This is a genomic window from Mucilaginibacter psychrotolerans (assembly GCF_004519315.1).
Lineage (GTDB): Bacteria > Bacteroidota > Bacteroidia > Sphingobacteriales > Sphingobacteriaceae > Mucilaginibacter > Mucilaginibacter psychrotolerans.
The window spans coordinates 147,703-163,316 of sequence record NZ_SOZE01000001.1; the positions used below are offsets into that span (position 1 = coordinate 147,703).

Here is a 15,614-nt window from a genome sequence, read left to right on the forward strand (position 1 = left end):
CCCCTCCCGACCTCCCCGGAAGGGAGGAGTTTAAAAATATTAAAAATGGAAAACACAATAAATGGCACTAAAAAAGTCTCCCCTACCGGGGGAGATTTAGAGGGGGCCGACGAAAAGCAGGAATTCAACATAACGGTTTATACCGAAAATCAGATAGGGTTACTTAACCGTATTGCTATTATATTTACCCGCCGAAAAATAAACATCGATAGCTTAAACACCTCGCCATCGGAGATAGAGAGCATCCACCGTTTCAACATCGTAATTACCGAATCTGAAGATGTAGTGCGCAAGCTTACCCGCCAGATAGAGAAACAGGTGGAGGTACTTAAAGTGTACTACCATACCAACGCGGATGTTGTTTGGCAGGAAATGGCGCTTTATAAAATGAGCACCGATGTTATTGCAGAAAAGGTTAGCGTAGAGCGTTTGCTGCGCGAGAATGGTGCCCGTGCAGTTGTTATCCGTAAGGATTACACCGTGTTTGAAACCACCGGCCACCGCGAGGAGACCGATAACCTGATCAAGATCCTTCAGCCATACGGCTTGATAGAGTTTGTTCGCAGCGCCCGTGTTGCCATCATCAAAAAAAGCGACGGCTTCAACAGTAAGCTCCGCGAATTTGAAAGGCTTGAACCAGGCGAAGATGTGGTAGAGAATGAATATTTGAACAAGGGGCAGAAGGTGTTTACGATGTAAGGTTTAGAGGCAAGAAGTAAGAGCCAAGAATCAAGAAAAGAATCGGTGAAATCATCATAAAATCGGTGAAATCACAAAATCAATTATAAATCACAATAAAAAATCAATCTGTGAAATCACTCGAAATCGGTGAAATCACAAAAATCAAAAATCAATACAATGGCAAAACTAAATTTCGGCGGTAGTGAAGAAAATGTAGTAACCCGCGAGGAGTTCCCTTTATCAAAAGCTCAGGACGTATTAAAAGACGAAGTTGTAGCTGTAATTGGCTACGGTGTTCAAGGCCCGGGCCAGGCGCTCAATCAAAAAGACAACGGTATCAACGTAATAGTTGGTCAGCGTAAAAATTCAAAAACCTGGGATAAAGCTATCGCTGATGGTTTTGTACCCGGCGAAACGCTTTTTGAAATTGAAGAAGCCTTAGAAAGAGGAACCGTTATTTGCTATTTACTAAGCGATGCTGCACAGATAGCTTTATGGCCAACTGTTAAAAAACACTTAACTCCGGGTAAAGCATTATACTTTTCTCATGGTTTCGGTATCACTTTCAATGAGCAAACCGGCATCATCCCTCCTGCAGATGTGGATGTATTTTTGGTTGCCCCTAAAGGTTCGGGTACTTCATTACGCCGCATGTTCTTACAGGGCCGTGGCTTAAACTCAAGCTACGCTATCTTCCAGGATGCTACAGGCAAAGCTTTTGAGCGTGTTATCGCTTTAGGTATTGCTGTTGGCAGTGGTTACCTGTTCGAAACTGATTTCCGTAAAGAAGTATTCAGCGATTTAACCGGCGAGCGCGGTACGCTGATGGGTTGTATCCAGGGTATTTTTGCTGCACAGTACGAAGTATTGCGCTCAAACGGTCACTCACCTTCAGAATCTTTCAACGAAACGGTAGAAGAGTTAACCCAATCGTTAATGCCATTAGTTGCGGAGAACGGTATGGACTGGATGTACGCCAACTGCTCAACCACCGCACAACGCGGCGCGTTAGACTGGTGGAAGAAATTCCGCGACGCTACCAAACCGGTATTTGAAGACCTGTACAAAAGCGTTGCAACTGGTGTTGAATCACAAAAATCAATCGACAGCAACAGCAAGCCTGATTACCGCGAAAAACTTGATGCTGAATTAGCAGAATTACGCGAAAGCGAATTATGGCAGGCTGGCAAAACTGTACGCAGTTTACGCCCTGAAAACCAGGCTGTAGAAGCATAAGCCCCCTAACCCCCTGAAGGGGGAACACAGGTTGACAATAATTAGCGATGGGTTTGAAACCCATCGCTATTGTAAATTATAAGAAACACAATGGGACAGACATTATTCGACAAGATTTGGGATGCGCACGTCGTCAGTAGCAACGAGGGTTTCCCGGATATTTTATACATCGATACACATTTCATACACGAGGTAACCAGTCCGCAGGCATTTGATGGTTTGCGCACGAGAGGCTTACCGGTTTTCAGGCCAAAACAAACCGTTGCCACGGCCGATCACAACGTCCCCACCTGGGACCAGCACCTCCCCATAAAAGAAGAACTTTCCCGCTACCAGGTTGATATGCTCACCAAAAACTGTGCAGAGTTCGGTATCGAGCTTTACGGTTTAGGGCATCCTTTCCAGGGTATCGTACACGTTATCGGCCCCGAGCTGGGCATCACCCGTCCCGGTGGTACCTATGTTTGCGGCGACAGCCACACCTCTACGCATGGTGCATTCGGCGCTATCGCTTTTGGTATAGGCACCTCACAGGTAGAGCAGGTTATGGCTACCCAATGTTTGCTGCAATCGCGCCCTAAAAGGATGAAGATTGAAGTGAACGGCAAACTGCAAAACGGCGTTGGTGCAAAGGACATCATCCTGTACATTATCGCACAAATATCTGCAGCAGGTGGTACAGGCTACGCCGTAGAATATGCCGGCGATACCATTCGTGGTTTAAGCATGGAAGGCCGCATGACCATCTGTAACATGAGCATCGAAATGGGTGCCCGTTGCGGATTGATCGCGCCCGACGAAACCACTATTAATTACGTAAAAGGCCGCGAATTTGCCCCCAAAGGTGAAGCGTGGGACGAGGCAGTAGCTTACTGGCAAACTTTGTATTCTGATGAAGATGCAGATTTCGACAGCGTTTTAAGCTTTAAAGCCGAAGATATTGAGCCGATGATCACCTACGGGACTAACCCTGGCATGGGCATTGGCGTTACACAACACGTACCCGAAACTGCTTCCTTTGAGCAGAAAGAACAGGGTTCGTACAAAAAAGCCCTCGATTACATGGGCCTGCACGATGATGAACAATTGTTGGGCAAGCCAATCGATTATGTATTCATCGGCAGCTGCACCAACAGTCGCATAGAAGACTTGCGCCAGGTGGCAGAATTTGTAAAAGGCAAACACAAAGCCGATAACGTAACCGTATGGGTAGTGCCCGGCAGTAAACAAGTACAGGAACAAGCCATCCGCGAAGGATTAGACAAAATATTTGATGCAGCAGGTTTCCCACTGCGCGAACCAGGTTGCAGCGCCTGCCTGGGCATGAACGAGGATAAGATCCCCGCAGGCAAATACTGCGTATCCACCTCCAACCGCAACTTCGAAGGCAGGCAGGGACCAAACTCCCGCACCTTCCTGGCCAGCCCGTTGACGGCTGCTGCGAGTGCGATAACGGGTGTGGTGACGGATATAAGAGAATTTTTAAAGGAAGAAGAATTGGTATAACTGTCCACCACGTCATTGCGAGTATCCATCAGGGGATAACCCTGAAAAAAAAGGTTATGACGTGTGAAGATGTATACTGATAATCAATAACTTAAAACCATGTCATTATAAGGCACGAAGCAATCTCTAAGCTATGCATAGCCGATATGCAAATCGGGAGATTGCTTCGTTCCTCGCAATGACGGAATGGAAAAAAGAAACGACAATGGCAACCAAAATATTCAAACACATACAAACCAGCGTAGTGCCGCTGCCTATCGAGAACATCGATACCGACCAGATCATACCGGCGAGGTTTTTAAAGGCCACTACCCGCGAGGGCTTTGGTAATAACCTGTTCCGCGATTGGCGCTACGATAACGAAGGCAACCCTAAGGTTGATTTCGTGCTGAACGAGCCTATCTATAGCGGTAAAATATTGGTAGCAGGCAAAAACTTCGGTTGCGGAAGCAGTCGCGAGCATGCTGCCTGGGCCATTGCCGATTACGGTTTTGATGCCGTAGTGAGCAGCTTTTTTGCCGATATATTCAAAGGCAACGCGCTGAACAACGGCCTGCTGCCAGTACAGGTAAGCGATGATTTCCTGGCAAAAATATTTGCCGCCGTGTTTGCCGATCCGCATGCGGTGATTGAAATTGACTTGGTAGATCAGTTCATCAAAATCGTAGCCACCGGCGAGCAGGAAAGCTTTGAGGTAAACCCTTATAAAAAAGCTTGTATGACCAACGGTTACGATGATATTGATTACATCCTCAGCAAAAAAGAACTGATACAGGAATTTGAGGAAGCGAGATAGAGAGTGGTGAATGGAGAGTGGTGAGTGGTTATTATAGTCGCCATCATGCAATAATGACTCAATGACCCAATGACACAATGATACAATGCACCAATGACCCAACAAAAAGAGATAAAACGCGAAGGCAAAGGCACCGCCAAACTATTCGATGAACGTAGTTTGGAGGTAGATTATGCCACCCTGCCTCCCCTGCTGCAACCGGGCTGGAAAGTACTGGATGTGGGCTGCGGAACAGGCGCTATCTCTAAGGGCATTGCTTTGGCAGTTGGTTCAACGGGGCATGTAACGGGTATTGATAACACGGCCTATTTTATCGAAAGCGGTAAAGAAACTTATGCAGCTATCGATAACCTGGAGTTGATCCACACCAGTTTGTTTGATTACGAACCGGCAGAAAAGTTCGATCTGATCACCTCGGCACGAACGCTGCAATGGTTAAGCAACCCGCAGGAAGCAGTGGTGAAGCTCAAATCGATGCTGAAACCGGGTGGTATATTATCCATACTGGATTATAACCATGAGGCTTTAGAATGGCAGCCCGAGCCGCCCGCAAGTATGCGGAAGTTTTATGCTACTTTTTTAAGGTGGCGCGGCGATGCAGGCATGAACAACCACATTGCAGAAGATTTGCCGGAGTACTTTGCCGAAGCCGGTTTAAGTGACGTGGAAGTGCTCGAAGCAAACGAAGTGTACAAAAAAGGCGATGCTAACTTTGCGAACAAGGTGGGCATCTGGTCGTCGGTAGCGCAAATGATGCAAATGGTAGATGAAGGCTACATCAGCAATGAAGACCGCCTGCTAGCCATAGAGGAATACAATAATTGGATAGAAACCGACGCGGAACTGATGGTGATGAAACTAAAAGAAGTACACGGCATAAATAACAAACAGCTATAACAACCACGCGTCATTGCGAGGTACGAAGCAATCTCCCGATAAGCAGGGCGGTAATGCAAAGCTTAGAGATTGCTTCGTACCTCGCAATGACGGGTAGGAATAAATGACGGATAGAAGATAGATATGAGCATCCAAAAACACATATTAGTAATACCCGGTGATGGCATCGGCCCCGAGGTTACTACCTGGGGAAAAGCTGTTTTAGAGAAAATTGCAGCGAACTTCGGTCACGAGTTCACCTTCGACGAGGCGCTGATGGGCCACGCAGGTATCGAGGCTATCGGAAATCCATTGCCCGATGAAACCCTGGAGAAAGCAAAAGCAAGCGATGCTATTCTCTTCGGCGCAATCGGCCATATCAAATATGATAACGACCCATCTGCCAAGGTTCGCCCGGAGCAGGGTTTATTAAAGATACGCAAGGAGCTTGGTTTGTACGCCAACCTGCGCCCTATCATGCTATTTGATGAACTGCTGGATGCATCGAGCCTGAAACCTGAGATACTGAAAGGAACAGATATCCTGTTCTTCCGCGAACTGACCGGTGATGTTTACTTCGGCGAGAAAAAACGCAGCGAAGACCGCAACACCGCATCCGACCTGATGATATACAGCCGTTACGAGGTGGAACGTATCGCCATAAAAGCTTACGAAGCAGCCATGTTGCGTGGTAAAAAGCTTTGCTCGGTAGATAAGGCTAATGTGCTGGAATCATCACGCTTATGGCGCGAAGTGGTGCAGGACATTGCCAAACAATACCCCGAGGTAGAAACCGAGCACATGTTTATTGATAACGCCGCCATGCAACTGGTTAAAAACCCTAAAAAGTTTGATGTGGTATTAACCGCAAACCTGTTCGGCGATATCCTTACCGACGAGGCCTCGCAAATTGCAGGTTCGATGGGGATGCTGGCATCGGCTTCCATAGGTGATGGCACAGGCTTTTTCGAGCCTATCCATGGTTCGGCGCATGATATTGCCGGGCAGGACAAAGCCAACCCGCTGGCCTCTATCCTATCCGTAGCCCTGATGTTGGAAATCAGCTTCGGTCTGAAGGATGAAGCAAAGGCGATTACCGATGCAATCGACAAAACATTGAAAGACGGTTACCGCACCGGCGACATCGCAGATGCGAATACCGACAAAACAAAAATATTGGGCACTAAAGCCATGGGGCAAAAGGTGTTGAGCTACTTATAGGCCAGCCCCCCAGCCCCCTGAAGGGGGAGCTTTTTTTAAAAGCGGGACTAATTAGAAAGAAGAATCCGTGAAATCATCTTAATTCGGTGAAATCGCAAAAAATAAAATCGGTGCAATCGGTGAAATCATCATTGAATCGGTGAAATCATAAAAAAATGAAATGGAACGCTGAATTATACGATGATAAACACTCCTTTGTATTTCAATACGGAGAGAACGTGTTGGAACTATTGGGCATTCAACCTGATGAGCGTATCCTGGATCTGGGTTGCGGCACGGGCTATTTAACCAGCCAGATACAACAAAAAGGTGCGAAGGTTACGGGCATTGATGCCTCGCCGGATATGATAGCCAAAGCAAAGGCAACCTACCCCGAGGTGGATTTTTTTGTGAAAGATGGAACGGATTTTCATTTCGATGAGAAATTTGATGCTGTGTTCTCCAATGCTACGCTGCACTGGATAAAAAATGCCGATGCAGCCATAAAGTGTGTTTACGATGCACTTAAACCCGGCGGCCGTTTTGTAGCCGAAATGGGCGGCAAAGGCAATGTGCAACAACTGATAGCGGCAACCCGCCAGGTATTGCGCAAGCATGGCTACACCCGCCAGGCCGAAACCGAAGTTTGGTATTTCCCATCATTGGGAGATTATACCAGCAGGTTAGAGGCCGCAGGATTCCGCGTGGCGTTCGCTTCGCATTTCGACCGTAAAACGCTCCTACAGGATGGCGATGAGGGCGTGGCCAAGTGGATCACTATGTTTGCCCCGCTGTACTTATTAGGCATCCCGCAAAGCGAAAAACAAGAACTATTAAAAGAAATAACCGCCATACTGAAACCCGTTTATAACCAAAACGGCCAATGGTATGCGGATTATAAGAGATTAAGATTTATTGCTATAAAAGAGATTTGAGTATTGAGATGTGAGATATGAGATTTCGCCCCAAAACTCAAGTAAATTAAAACAATGAAAACCGATGGACGGTACGGAATTTGAAAACTTCAAAAAGTCTCAAATCTCATATCTAACATCTCAAACGGCGCAAGCCCTCTTGAGTGCCATTAAAAAATAATAACTCACGAAAAATCTAAAATTATGTTACACGACCCAAACCGCGTTTATGTTTTTGATACCACGCTTCGCGATGGCGAACAGGTACCGGGCTGCCAATTAACTACCCCTGAGAAGATTGAGATAGCCCGTGAGTTGGAAGCACTGGGCGTGGATATTATTGAAGCAGGTTTCCCCGTATCCAGTCCTGGTGACTTCATGAGCGTAGTAGAAATTTCTAAAGCTGTAAAAGAGCCAACCGTTTGCGCACTTACCCGTGCCAACAAAATGGATATTGATGTAGCGGTAGAATCGTTGAAATACGCCAAACATCCCCGTATCCATACCGGTATCGGTTCATCAGACATGCACATCAAGCATAAATTCAACAGTACACGCGAGGAGATTTTGGAGCGTGCCGTTGATGCTGTTAAATACGCCAAAAAATCGGTTGAGGATATTGAGTTTTATGCCGAAGATGCCGGTCGCGCCGATGTGGTGTACCTGGCGCAAATGGTTGAGGCCGTTATTGCTGCCGGTGCAACCGTAGTAAATATCCCCGATACCAATGGCTATTGCCTGCCCGATCAGTATGGTGCCAAGATCAAATTCCTTAAGGAAAACGTAAAAAATATCGATAAAGCCATTATCTCGGTACATTGCCACAACGACCTTGGTTTGGCCACTGCCAACTCCATTGCCGGTTTGCAAAACGGTGCCCGCCAAATTGAAGGCACCATTAATGGCATCGGCGAACGCGCAGGCAACACCGCTATAGAAGAGGTGGTGATGATTTTGAAAACACACCAGGTGCTTGGCCTGCATACCAACATCGACTCAAAAAAATTCTTCGAACTGAGCCATATGATTCGTACGCAGATGCGTATGCCGGTACAACCCAATAAAGCCATCGTTGGTGCTAATGCATTTGCGCACAGCTCGGGCATACACCAGGATGGTTTCCTGAAGATGCGCGAAAACTATGAGATCATTCGCCCTGAGGATGTGGGCTTCCCGAGCGCAACTATCGTACTCACCGCACGCAGCGGCCGCCACGCCCTTAAATTCCACCTGGAAAGGCTTGGCCATAAGCTGGATAAAGACGAGCTTTACGACGCTTATAAACGCTTTTTAACGCTTGCCGATGCCAAGCTGGATATCAACGATGATGACCTGCAGCAACTGATGGCTTATAAGCTGGTAAAGAACTAAGAGAAAATGGACACAGAAACGGAACATCATTTGGATTTTGAAGCGGCATACGAACGATTAAAGAGCGTTGTAAGGCATACGCCTTTAGAGCATAACGAGCGCCTGTCTGAAAAATACGAATGCGAGATATATTTAAAACGCGAAGACCTGCAGATTGTACGCTCCTATAAATTAAGGGGCGCATACAACATGATCAGCAGGTTGAATACCGAGCAATTAAGCCGCGGTGTGGTTTGCGCCAGTGCAGGTAACCACGCACAGGGGGTAGCATTTTCCTGCAAAAAACTAGGTACCAGAGGTGTTATTTTTATGCCCGAGATTACCCCCAAGCAAAAAGTTAAGCAAACAGAAATGTTTGGTAACGGCAATGTGGAGCTGGTTTTGGTTGGCGACACCTTCGACGATTGCCTGCGCGAAGCTTTGATCTATACCGAGGCCCACGGCATGACGTTCATCCCCCCTTTCGATAATGAACAAATCATTGAAGGCCAGGGAACCGTTGGCGTAGAGATATTTGAAGATTTGCCCGAAGTAGAAGCCGTAATTATGCCCGTTGGCGGCGGCGGATTAGCAGCCGGTGCAGGCACGTACCTGAAACAGCAGAACCCGGATATTTTACTGATAGGCGTTGAGCCCGATGGTGCACCAAGCATGTGGACGGCCATTGAAAAAGGTGAACCTGTTACCCTAAAAACCATCGACCGCTTTGTGGATGGCGCAGCTGTAAAGCGCGTTGGCGAAAAAACCTTTTTGCTTTGCAGAGATGTGCTGGATGATATGCTTACCGTGCCGGAGGGCAAAGTTTGTACCACTATACTCAAGCTATACAACGAAGATGCCATTGTGGTAGAGCCGGCAGGCGCACTATCGGTAACCGCACTGGATGCCGTTAAAGACCAGATAAAAGGCAAGAATGTAGTTTGCGTAATCAGCGGCGGTAATAACGATATTGAGCGCATGCAGGAGATCAAAGAAAAATCGCTGCTTTACGAAGGGCTTAAACACTACTTCATCGTTCGTTTCCCGCAGCGACCGGGTGCGTTGAAACTGTTTGTAAGTAACGTACTGGGCCCCGGCGATGATATCACCCGTTTTGAGTTCATCAAGAAAAACTCCAAAGAGAACGGCCCGGCCCTGGTAGGTATCGAACTAAAAAATGCGGCTGACTATCCGGCTTTACTCGCACGTATGGAGGAACACCGTTTTGAAGTGATCGAAATTAATAAGGACGCTACCTTGTTTGAGTATTTGGTGTAGTTTCGATTGATTTAAAAGATAGATGTAAAGACGCGAAACTCCGCGTCTTTTTTTTTGCCTGATGATTTCCCTCGCCCCGCTGATGATGATGAGCGCATGCAAGGGCGAAGAAGCGAAACAATTATTGGATAGTCCTGAAAAGTTTAAACTTTTGGGGCTTAATACTGTTGTAGGTTTGTAATTGGGGCAAAGCCGCAAGTGATGCGCCGCAGTAACCGTATTGTAAACAATACCGGGGAAGCAGTCATGGCAATTTTAAAGTAAAATTACGTGTAGCACTTTGCAGCGATGCCGCAGCTTGTATATTTGTTATGGCTTACCGCCCATTACCACTCAAAAAAACTCAAAAAATTTATTTAACATGATTGAAACTAAAGCTTATGCGGCCCAGGACGAAAAAACGCCTTTGGCACCCTGGACCTTCGAGCGACGCGATTTGGGCCCGCACGATGTGCAGTTCGATATCCTTTTTTGTGGCGTTTGCCACTCGGATTTGCACCAGATAACAAACGATTGGTTCCCAGGCATATTCCCTATGGTACCCGGCCATGAAATTGTAGGCCGTGTAGTAAAAGTGGGCGACCATGTAACCAAATTTAAAGTTGGCGACCTCGCTGGAACCGGCTGTATGGTTGATAGCTGCCAGGTATGCGAAAACTGCAAGCAGGATTTGGAGCAATATTGCCTGGAAGGCAACACACAAACCTACAACAGCATGGAGCGCGATGGCTCGATGCCTACTTATGGCGGCTACTCCAACACCATAGTAGTGCGCGAAGAATTTGTATTGCAGCTGAAAGAAGGTGTAGACCTTGCAGCAGTTGCGCCATTGCTTTGCGCAGGTATTACCACTTACTCGCCGCTAAAACATTGGGGAGTTGGCAAGGGGCATAAACTGGCCGTGTTAGGCCTTGGCGGCCTTGGCCACATGGGTGTTAAGTTCGGCGTTGCCTTTGGTGCCGAAGTTACCGTGCTAAGCACTTCGGCCAGCAAGGAAGACGATGCCAAAAAACTGGGTGCGCACCACTTTATAGTAACTAAAGATCCTGAGCAAATAAAAGCTGCACTAGGCACCTTCGATTTTATATTGGATACCGTATCTGCACCGCACGATTTTAATATGTACCTGTCGCTGTTGCGCACCAACGGTACTATGATATGCGTGGGTGTGCCAAACGAACCAGCATCTGTAGCAGCGTTCAGCTTATTGGGCGGACGTAAGAGCCTTGCCGGATCGGGCATTGGCGGCATTAAAGAAACCCAGGAAATGCTCGATTACTGCGCCGAGAATAACATCGTATCAGATATCGAGCTTATCGACATCAAAGATATCCAAACTGCTTATGAGCGTATGCAAAAAGGCGATGTGCGTTACAGGTTCGTGATAGATATGGCAACGCTGTAATAATTTAACAGTCGCTCGCATATTTGACTCACCCTCCACAGAGACCTTCGGACCAACTGCCCCCTATGCACGGGTCGTAGAGCCTTTCTGCTTCGCAAAGAGGGTGAAGAAAAAACTGAAGCTCACCCTCTTTCCGCTTGCGGAGAGAGGGTCGGGCAGCAAAGCGAACCCGGGGTGAGTAGACTCTCAGGCCATGCAAGCCACACAACAGCCATCAGCCAAAACTGATGGCTGTTTGTATTTTGTATGGTTTAGCACGCAAACCCGTTATAACAAAAACGCCCCAGAGCTTGCAAGCCCGGGGCGTTTTTGTTATGTTGTAACGAATACGATTAATTAAACTGCGCGTTGGTTTGCACCTTGCCAACCAGCTTTTTAACATCTGTTGCCGATGTAAGCCCCTGCAGCGAAACGGTATATAGCGCATTGCTGTTGAGGGTTACATTTTCTATTGTAGCCAAAACGGTAGCGGTGCCTGTTTGGCGTATTTCGAATGTGTATTTGGCGGTACCGTTTATGGGTAAAAATTTGCTGTAGCCTTTAAAGCTCTTGTTGGCAACTAATACATCACCGCTTTTTATGGCCAAATCTACAGCCGGGGCATCGGGGCTAAGGTTTATGAACCTTATGCCGGCTTTAGTACCATCGGGCCGGGCAATGGTATCGCTAAGCAGCAGCAGTTGCTCGTTGCCAACGGTGTTGGTTAAAAACAGCGAGTAGTATTTGTTTTTACCCAGCGTAAGTGTGTCAGATTTGTAACTGGTTTGAGTACCGCCTACGGTGAAAGTAGCGGTGCGGTGGCCGGCGTAGGCCGCAACATAATCTATACCGCTGCCGTAGCCAAATGCATAGGCGTTGGCCTTATTGGCATCTAAATAAAAATCCAGTGCGGGTGCATCCGGCGAAGCATTAATAACTGTTAGTGCGGCCGTATCAGGCGTAACAGTATTACTGTTTTTTAAGCACGAACTGAGCGTTACGGCCAGCAAACACATTGTCCCAACTATGCCTGCCCACCTCCTTGAATTGTGTTGAACGTTTTTCATTATTTCAGTATTTAGTAAAGTGTAATAATCCCATTACGCGGCTATTGTAAAAAACGCTACTAACACTTAAATATTTTTTAACGCAGGCTTGGCCAATTTATCATTGCGGTCTGGTTGTCAACAATATATCAATTAGAAAAAATTGCGCCGACTTAATTGGGCAGCTTGCTAAGGATTTTCTGCAGGTTATCTACCGTAATGGGTTTGGCAATAAAGTCGCTCACTTCCTTGTATTTTTTGGCCCGTGCGTAATCTTCGGCATCAATGGAAGAACTTACGATGAAGATGTTCGTCTTTTTTGCCAGGCTTGGTGCCAGCTTTACATATTCCTCTAAAAATTGCCACCCGTTAAGTTGGGGCATATTAATATCCAGCAGGATAAGTTCGGGAAGTATATCGCTCTTTTGGGCGTTTGCCTTAAAAAAATCAAGGGCCGAAGCGCCGCTATTGAAAAAGATGCTTTGCTCTGCTATTTCTGCTCGCGCAATAACGCGCTTAACGGTGAAAGTGTATATTTCATCGTCATCAATTATACAAGCTATCTTTATCTTACTATCCATTTACTTATTGAAAATACGAGGCATACCGGTGCATGGTTTTATGGTAACAGCAGCTAACTGCTATAAATGCGTGTGTCTGCTGCGATAAATATAGTTATATAAAATACTCTGCAAAGCAGTGTGTTTGTAATTTAATTACGGTTTTAAGTGCTTTAAAGTATAGGCGCAAGCATATTAATTGATACGCAATTTACGGTGGGCTTTACAGGTTTATGGCCCTTAGGCGAATGTGACAATAGCAGAAAACTCCGGCAACAAAGGCCGGAGTTTTTCTTTGAAAGCGTTTAATGCTTTTACTTTTCTTCGTTATAGCCGCCATTAGGTTGCGCTGCGGTTATCACCTGTTCGGTTTTCTCTTCGGCAAAACGTTTGGCTTTTTCTGCCCAAACCGAAGCCTCATCGGTAATATCATCCAGCATCGATCGCCCGCTGGCATCTTTTTTTATCAGGTAATTAATGCCATAACCAATGGCCGCGCCAACTGCTATAAATTTTAATAAGCCCATGTTTTTATATTTTTAAGGTAAATGTTAACAAGAACTTATGTACAATGATGATGCCAACATGATTAAAAACGATTCAACACGATTAAGGGATTAAGCGATTTGACACGATTCTTTTGATAAATTCCGTTCAATTTTTCCTTCTTTTTTTAATCCTGTTTAATCACTAAATCTTTAAATCCTGTCCAATCGCCCATTGTACTATCGTTTTCTTGTTTGCGCGGTTCTTCCATGCCTGTATCAAAAGGCTCTTCAGCTCTTCCGGATCGGCTTTGGGGAGGTTAACCAACATATAATCGTAGTTGTAGTAGTGCTCGGTTATAAAGTAAACTTTGGGTTTGGCGGCCATACATTTATCGCGCTCTTTGGTGTGCAGCACCAGGGTTTCGCCGTCCTCTCGTATGCGGACAAATATTTTTTTATTCACATAAAAAGCCGGCGTGCCAAAGCACAATTTCTCGGTAACACCAGGCAAGGGTAACACCACGTTGCGCAAAAATTGCAGGTAAATAAATACGCCTGTATCCATATTATGCAAGTTAAATAAAATAACCATTTCTTAAAAAACAAAGCTATCTCATGCTTTTTAAATCATTTTACCACCGCTGTTAAAACCAAATTAAAAATTAAAAGTTGTGTAGGCTGTTTAAATACACAAATAGCCTCTTATGGAAAATTTTACGATGCTGCAGTTTTTCGAATGGTACTACCCTGGCGACGGCAGTTTATACGAACATCTTAAAAACGATGCGGAACGATTAAAAAACATCGGCATAGATGCGGTATGGTTGCCTCCGGCTTATAAAGGGGAGGCGGGCGGATACTCGGTAGGCTATGATGTTTATGATATTTACGACTTGGGCGAGTTCGATCAAAAAGGCACCGTGCGTACCAAATATGGCACTAAGGAGCAGTTGGTAGAAGCAGTAGAAACCGCTAAAAGCAAGGGCCTGCAGGTGTACATGGATATCGTGCTGAACCATATGGGTGGGGCAGATGAAAAGGAAAAAGTTACTGTGCGCAAAGTAAACCCCGAGAATCGCAACGAGTTTATCAGCGAGCCTTACGAGATCGAAGCGTTTACTAAATTTACGTTCCCCGGCAGGCAGGGCCAGCATTCACAATTCGTTTGGGATTGGCAATGCTTTAGTGGGATAGATTATGATGCCGGAAATAACGAGTCGGCCATCTTCAGCATCCAGAATCAATACGGCGATGCCTGGGAAGATGTTGTTGGCGACGAGAACGGAAACTTTGATTTTTTGATGCTGGATGACATTGACACCCGCAATCCCGCCGTGCGCGATGAGCTGAAGCGCTGGGGCAAATGGTTTCATGATACCGTGCAATTCGACGGGATGCGCCTGGATGCCATCAAGCACATCTCATACGAATTTTATAACGACTGGCTGGATACGCTACGCGCCGAAACAGGGCAGGAGATATTCACCGTAGGCGAATATTGGAGCTACGAGATTAGCCTGCTACAGGAATACATTTCCGCTACGGGCGGGCGCATGTCGCTTTTCGATGCACCACTGCACCAAAACCTGCACGATGCTTCGGCAGGTGGTAAAGATTATGACCTCACCAAAATATTCGAAAATACGCTGGTAGCGGCAAACCCATCCCGGGCGGTTACGTTGGTAGAAAACCACGATACCCAGCCCCTGCAATCGCTTGCTTTACCTGTAGAGCAATGGTTCAAGCCACTGGCCTACGCGCTTATTTTGCTGCGCGAACATGGCTACCCCTGCGTTTTTTACGCCGATTTGTACGGCACTAAATACAGCGATAAAGGCGATGACGGCAACGAACATGAAGTGGAGCTACCTGCCATTGCCGAAATGGAATCGCTATTATGGGCACGCAAACACATAGCCTATGGTGCCCAGCGCGATTATTTCGACCACGCTAATTGCATTGGCTGGACCCGCGAAGGCGATGGCGAGCACGAGAACTCGGGCTGCGCGGTGCTCATCTCCAATAGCGATGAAGCCAGCAAGCGTATGGAAATAGGCCAGGCCCACGCCGGGAAAGTATTTGTTGACTACCTCAACAAGCACGATGCCGGGGTTACCATCGGCGAAGACGGCTGGGGTGAGTTCTTCGTCCGCGCCGGCGCTGTTTCGGTATGGGCGGTTAAGAAATAATTACTAATTTATCTTCAAGAACTTTTTCGGGCCGGGATGCAAATTTCGGCCCGAAATCGTATTCGGCGATTACGTAGAAATCACGCTACTGAAATGGAAAATAAAGTATT

At 46.5% G+C, this 15,614-nt stretch carries 15 protein-coding genes; 11 read left to right on the plus strand and 4 right to left on the minus strand.

Annotation, left to right across the window (positions count from 1 at the left end; all coding sequences use genetic code 11):
• The first annotated feature begins 45 nt into the window (after positions 1-45).
• The 10 genes from ilvN (at position 46) to E2R66_RS00675 (ending at position 11,242) form a co-directional block, all read left to right on the plus strand.
• A complete protein-coding gene (gene ilvN / locus E2R66_RS00630; protein WP_240049197.1) occupies positions 46-699 on the plus strand; it encodes an acetolactate synthase small subunit in 654 nt (217 codons plus the stop codon).
• Between the two features lie 159 nt (positions 700-858).
• Positions 859-1,917: a ketol-acid reductoisomerase gene (ilvC, locus tag E2R66_RS00635; protein WP_133230355.1), complete on the plus strand. Its 1,059-nt coding sequence runs from the start codon at positions 859-861 to the stop codon at positions 1,915-1,917.
• Positions 1,918-2,007: 90 nt separating this feature from the next.
• On the plus strand, positions 2,008-3,423 hold the full coding sequence (gene leuC / locus E2R66_RS00640) for a 3-isopropylmalate dehydratase large subunit (protein WP_133230357.1): 1,416 nt from the start codon (positions 2,008-2,010) through the stop codon (positions 3,421-3,423).
• Positions 3,424-3,628: 205 nt separating this feature from the next.
• Complete coding sequence (leuD, locus tag E2R66_RS00645; RefSeq protein ID WP_133230359.1) at positions 3,629-4,219, plus strand: 3-isopropylmalate dehydratase small subunit; 591 nt, start codon at positions 3,629-3,631, stop codon at positions 4,217-4,219.
• Between the two features lie 93 nt (positions 4,220-4,312).
• The gene (locus tag E2R66_RS00650; RefSeq protein ID WP_133230361.1) at positions 4,313-5,116 is read left to right on the plus strand and encodes a methyltransferase domain-containing protein; all 804 of its coding nucleotides are present in this window, start codon (positions 4,313-4,315) and stop codon (positions 5,114-5,116) included.
• 129 nt (positions 5,117-5,245) lie between these two features.
• Positions 5,246-6,316, plus strand: coding sequence for a 3-isopropylmalate dehydrogenase (gene leuB, locus E2R66_RS00655; protein WP_133230480.1), 1,071 nt, complete (start codon positions 5,246-5,248; stop codon positions 6,314-6,316).
• A 155-nt stretch (positions 6,317-6,471) separates the two neighbouring features.
• A complete protein-coding gene (locus E2R66_RS00660) occupies positions 6,472-7,230 on the plus strand; it encodes a class I SAM-dependent methyltransferase (RefSeq protein ID WP_133230363.1) in 759 nt (252 codons plus the stop codon).
• Between the two features lie 183 nt (positions 7,231-7,413).
• Complete coding sequence (locus E2R66_RS00665) at positions 7,414-8,580, plus strand: 2-isopropylmalate synthase (protein WP_133230365.1); 1,167 nt, start codon at positions 7,414-7,416, stop codon at positions 8,578-8,580.
• Positions 8,581-8,586: 6 nt separating this feature from the next.
• A complete protein-coding gene (ilvA, locus tag E2R66_RS00670; RefSeq protein WP_133230367.1) occupies positions 8,587-9,837 on the plus strand; it encodes a threonine ammonia-lyase IlvA in 1,251 nt (416 codons plus the stop codon).
• A 361-nt stretch (positions 9,838-10,198) separates the two neighbouring features.
• Complete coding sequence (locus E2R66_RS00675) at positions 10,199-11,242, plus strand: NAD(P)-dependent alcohol dehydrogenase (RefSeq protein ID WP_133230369.1); 1,044 nt, start codon at positions 10,199-10,201, stop codon at positions 11,240-11,242.
• Between the two features lie 332 nt (positions 11,243-11,574).
• Here the strand turns inward: E2R66_RS00675 and E2R66_RS00680 are convergent, their stop codons facing one another.
• The 4 genes from E2R66_RS00680 to E2R66_RS00695 all read right to left on the minus strand — a co-directional run bounded on the left by E2R66_RS00680 (position 11,575) and on the right by E2R66_RS00695 (position 13,880).
• Positions 11,575-12,288 (minus strand): DUF4397 domain-containing protein, encoded by a 714-nt coding sequence (locus tag E2R66_RS00680; protein WP_133230371.1) that lies wholly within the window; start codon positions 12,286-12,288, stop codon positions 11,575-11,577.
• Between the two features lie 152 nt (positions 12,289-12,440).
• Positions 12,441-12,848 carry a response regulator gene (locus E2R66_RS00685; RefSeq protein WP_133230373.1) on the minus strand — a complete coding sequence of 136 codons (408 nt, stop codon included), beginning with the start codon at positions 12,846-12,848 and terminating at the stop codon, positions 12,441-12,443.
• A 293-nt stretch (positions 12,849-13,141) separates the two neighbouring features.
• Positions 13,142-13,354, minus strand: a complete 213-nt coding sequence (locus E2R66_RS28645) for a YtxH domain-containing protein (RefSeq protein WP_192901934.1) — start codon at positions 13,352-13,354, stop codon at positions 13,142-13,144.
• A gap of 163 nt (positions 13,355-13,517) precedes the next feature.
• The gene (locus E2R66_RS00695) at positions 13,518-13,880 is read right to left on the minus strand and encodes an MmcQ/YjbR family DNA-binding protein (protein WP_158288304.1); all 363 of its coding nucleotides are present in this window, start codon (positions 13,878-13,880) and stop codon (positions 13,518-13,520) included.
• A gap of 139 nt (positions 13,881-14,019) precedes the next feature.
• Between E2R66_RS00695 and E2R66_RS00700 the strand changes: the two genes are divergently transcribed.
• The gene (locus E2R66_RS00700; RefSeq protein ID WP_133230377.1) at positions 14,020-15,504 is read left to right on the plus strand and encodes an alpha-amylase; all 1,485 of its coding nucleotides are present in this window, start codon (positions 14,020-14,022) and stop codon (positions 15,502-15,504) included.
• Positions 15,505-15,614 lie beyond the last annotated feature (110 nt).

What these genes read in the sequence shown, in the direction of transcription:
- ilvN (WP_240049197.1), top strand. Translation starts at nt 46, where the DNA reads ATGGAAAACACAATAAATGGCACTAAAAAAGTCTCCCCTACCGGGGGA.
- ilvC (WP_133230355.1), top strand. Translation starts at nt 859, where the DNA reads ATGGCAAAACTAAATTTCGGCGGTAGTGAAGAAAATGTAGTAACCCGC.
- leuC (WP_133230357.1), top strand. Translation starts at nt 2,008, where the DNA reads ATGGGACAGACATTATTCGACAAGATTTGGGATGCGCACGTCGTCAGT.
- leuD (WP_133230359.1), top strand. Translation starts at nt 3,629, where the DNA reads ATGGCAACCAAAATATTCAAACACATACAAACCAGCGTAGTGCCGCTG.
- E2R66_RS00650 (WP_133230361.1), top strand. Translation starts at nt 4,313, where the DNA reads ATGACCCAACAAAAAGAGATAAAACGCGAAGGCAAAGGCACCGCCAAA.
- E2R66_RS00660 (WP_133230363.1), top strand. Translation starts at nt 6,472, where the DNA reads ATGAAATGGAACGCTGAATTATACGATGATAAACACTCCTTTGTATTT.
- E2R66_RS00665 (WP_133230365.1), top strand. Translation starts at nt 7,414, where the DNA reads ATGTTACACGACCCAAACCGCGTTTATGTTTTTGATACCACGCTTCGC.
- ilvA (WP_133230367.1), top strand. Translation starts at nt 8,587, where the DNA reads ATGGACACAGAAACGGAACATCATTTGGATTTTGAAGCGGCATACGAA.
- E2R66_RS00675 (WP_133230369.1), top strand. Translation starts at nt 10,199, where the DNA reads ATGATTGAAACTAAAGCTTATGCGGCCCAGGACGAAAAAACGCCTTTG.
- E2R66_RS00680 (WP_133230371.1), bottom strand. Translation starts at nt 12,288, where the DNA reads ATGAAAAACGTTCAACACAATTCAAGGAGGTGGGCAGGCATAGTTGGG.
- E2R66_RS00685 (WP_133230373.1), bottom strand. Translation starts at nt 12,848, where the DNA reads ATGGATAGTAAGATAAAGATAGCTTGTATAATTGATGACGATGAAATA.
- E2R66_RS28645 (WP_192901934.1), bottom strand. Translation starts at nt 13,354, where the DNA reads ATGGGCTTATTAAAATTTATAGCAGTTGGCGCGGCCATTGGTTATGGC.
- E2R66_RS00695 (WP_158288304.1), bottom strand. Translation starts at nt 13,880, where the DNA reads ATGGATACAGGCGTATTTATTTACCTGCAATTTTTGCGCAACGTGGTG.
- E2R66_RS00700 (WP_133230377.1), top strand. Translation starts at nt 14,020, where the DNA reads ATGGAAAATTTTACGATGCTGCAGTTTTTCGAATGGTACTACCCTGGC.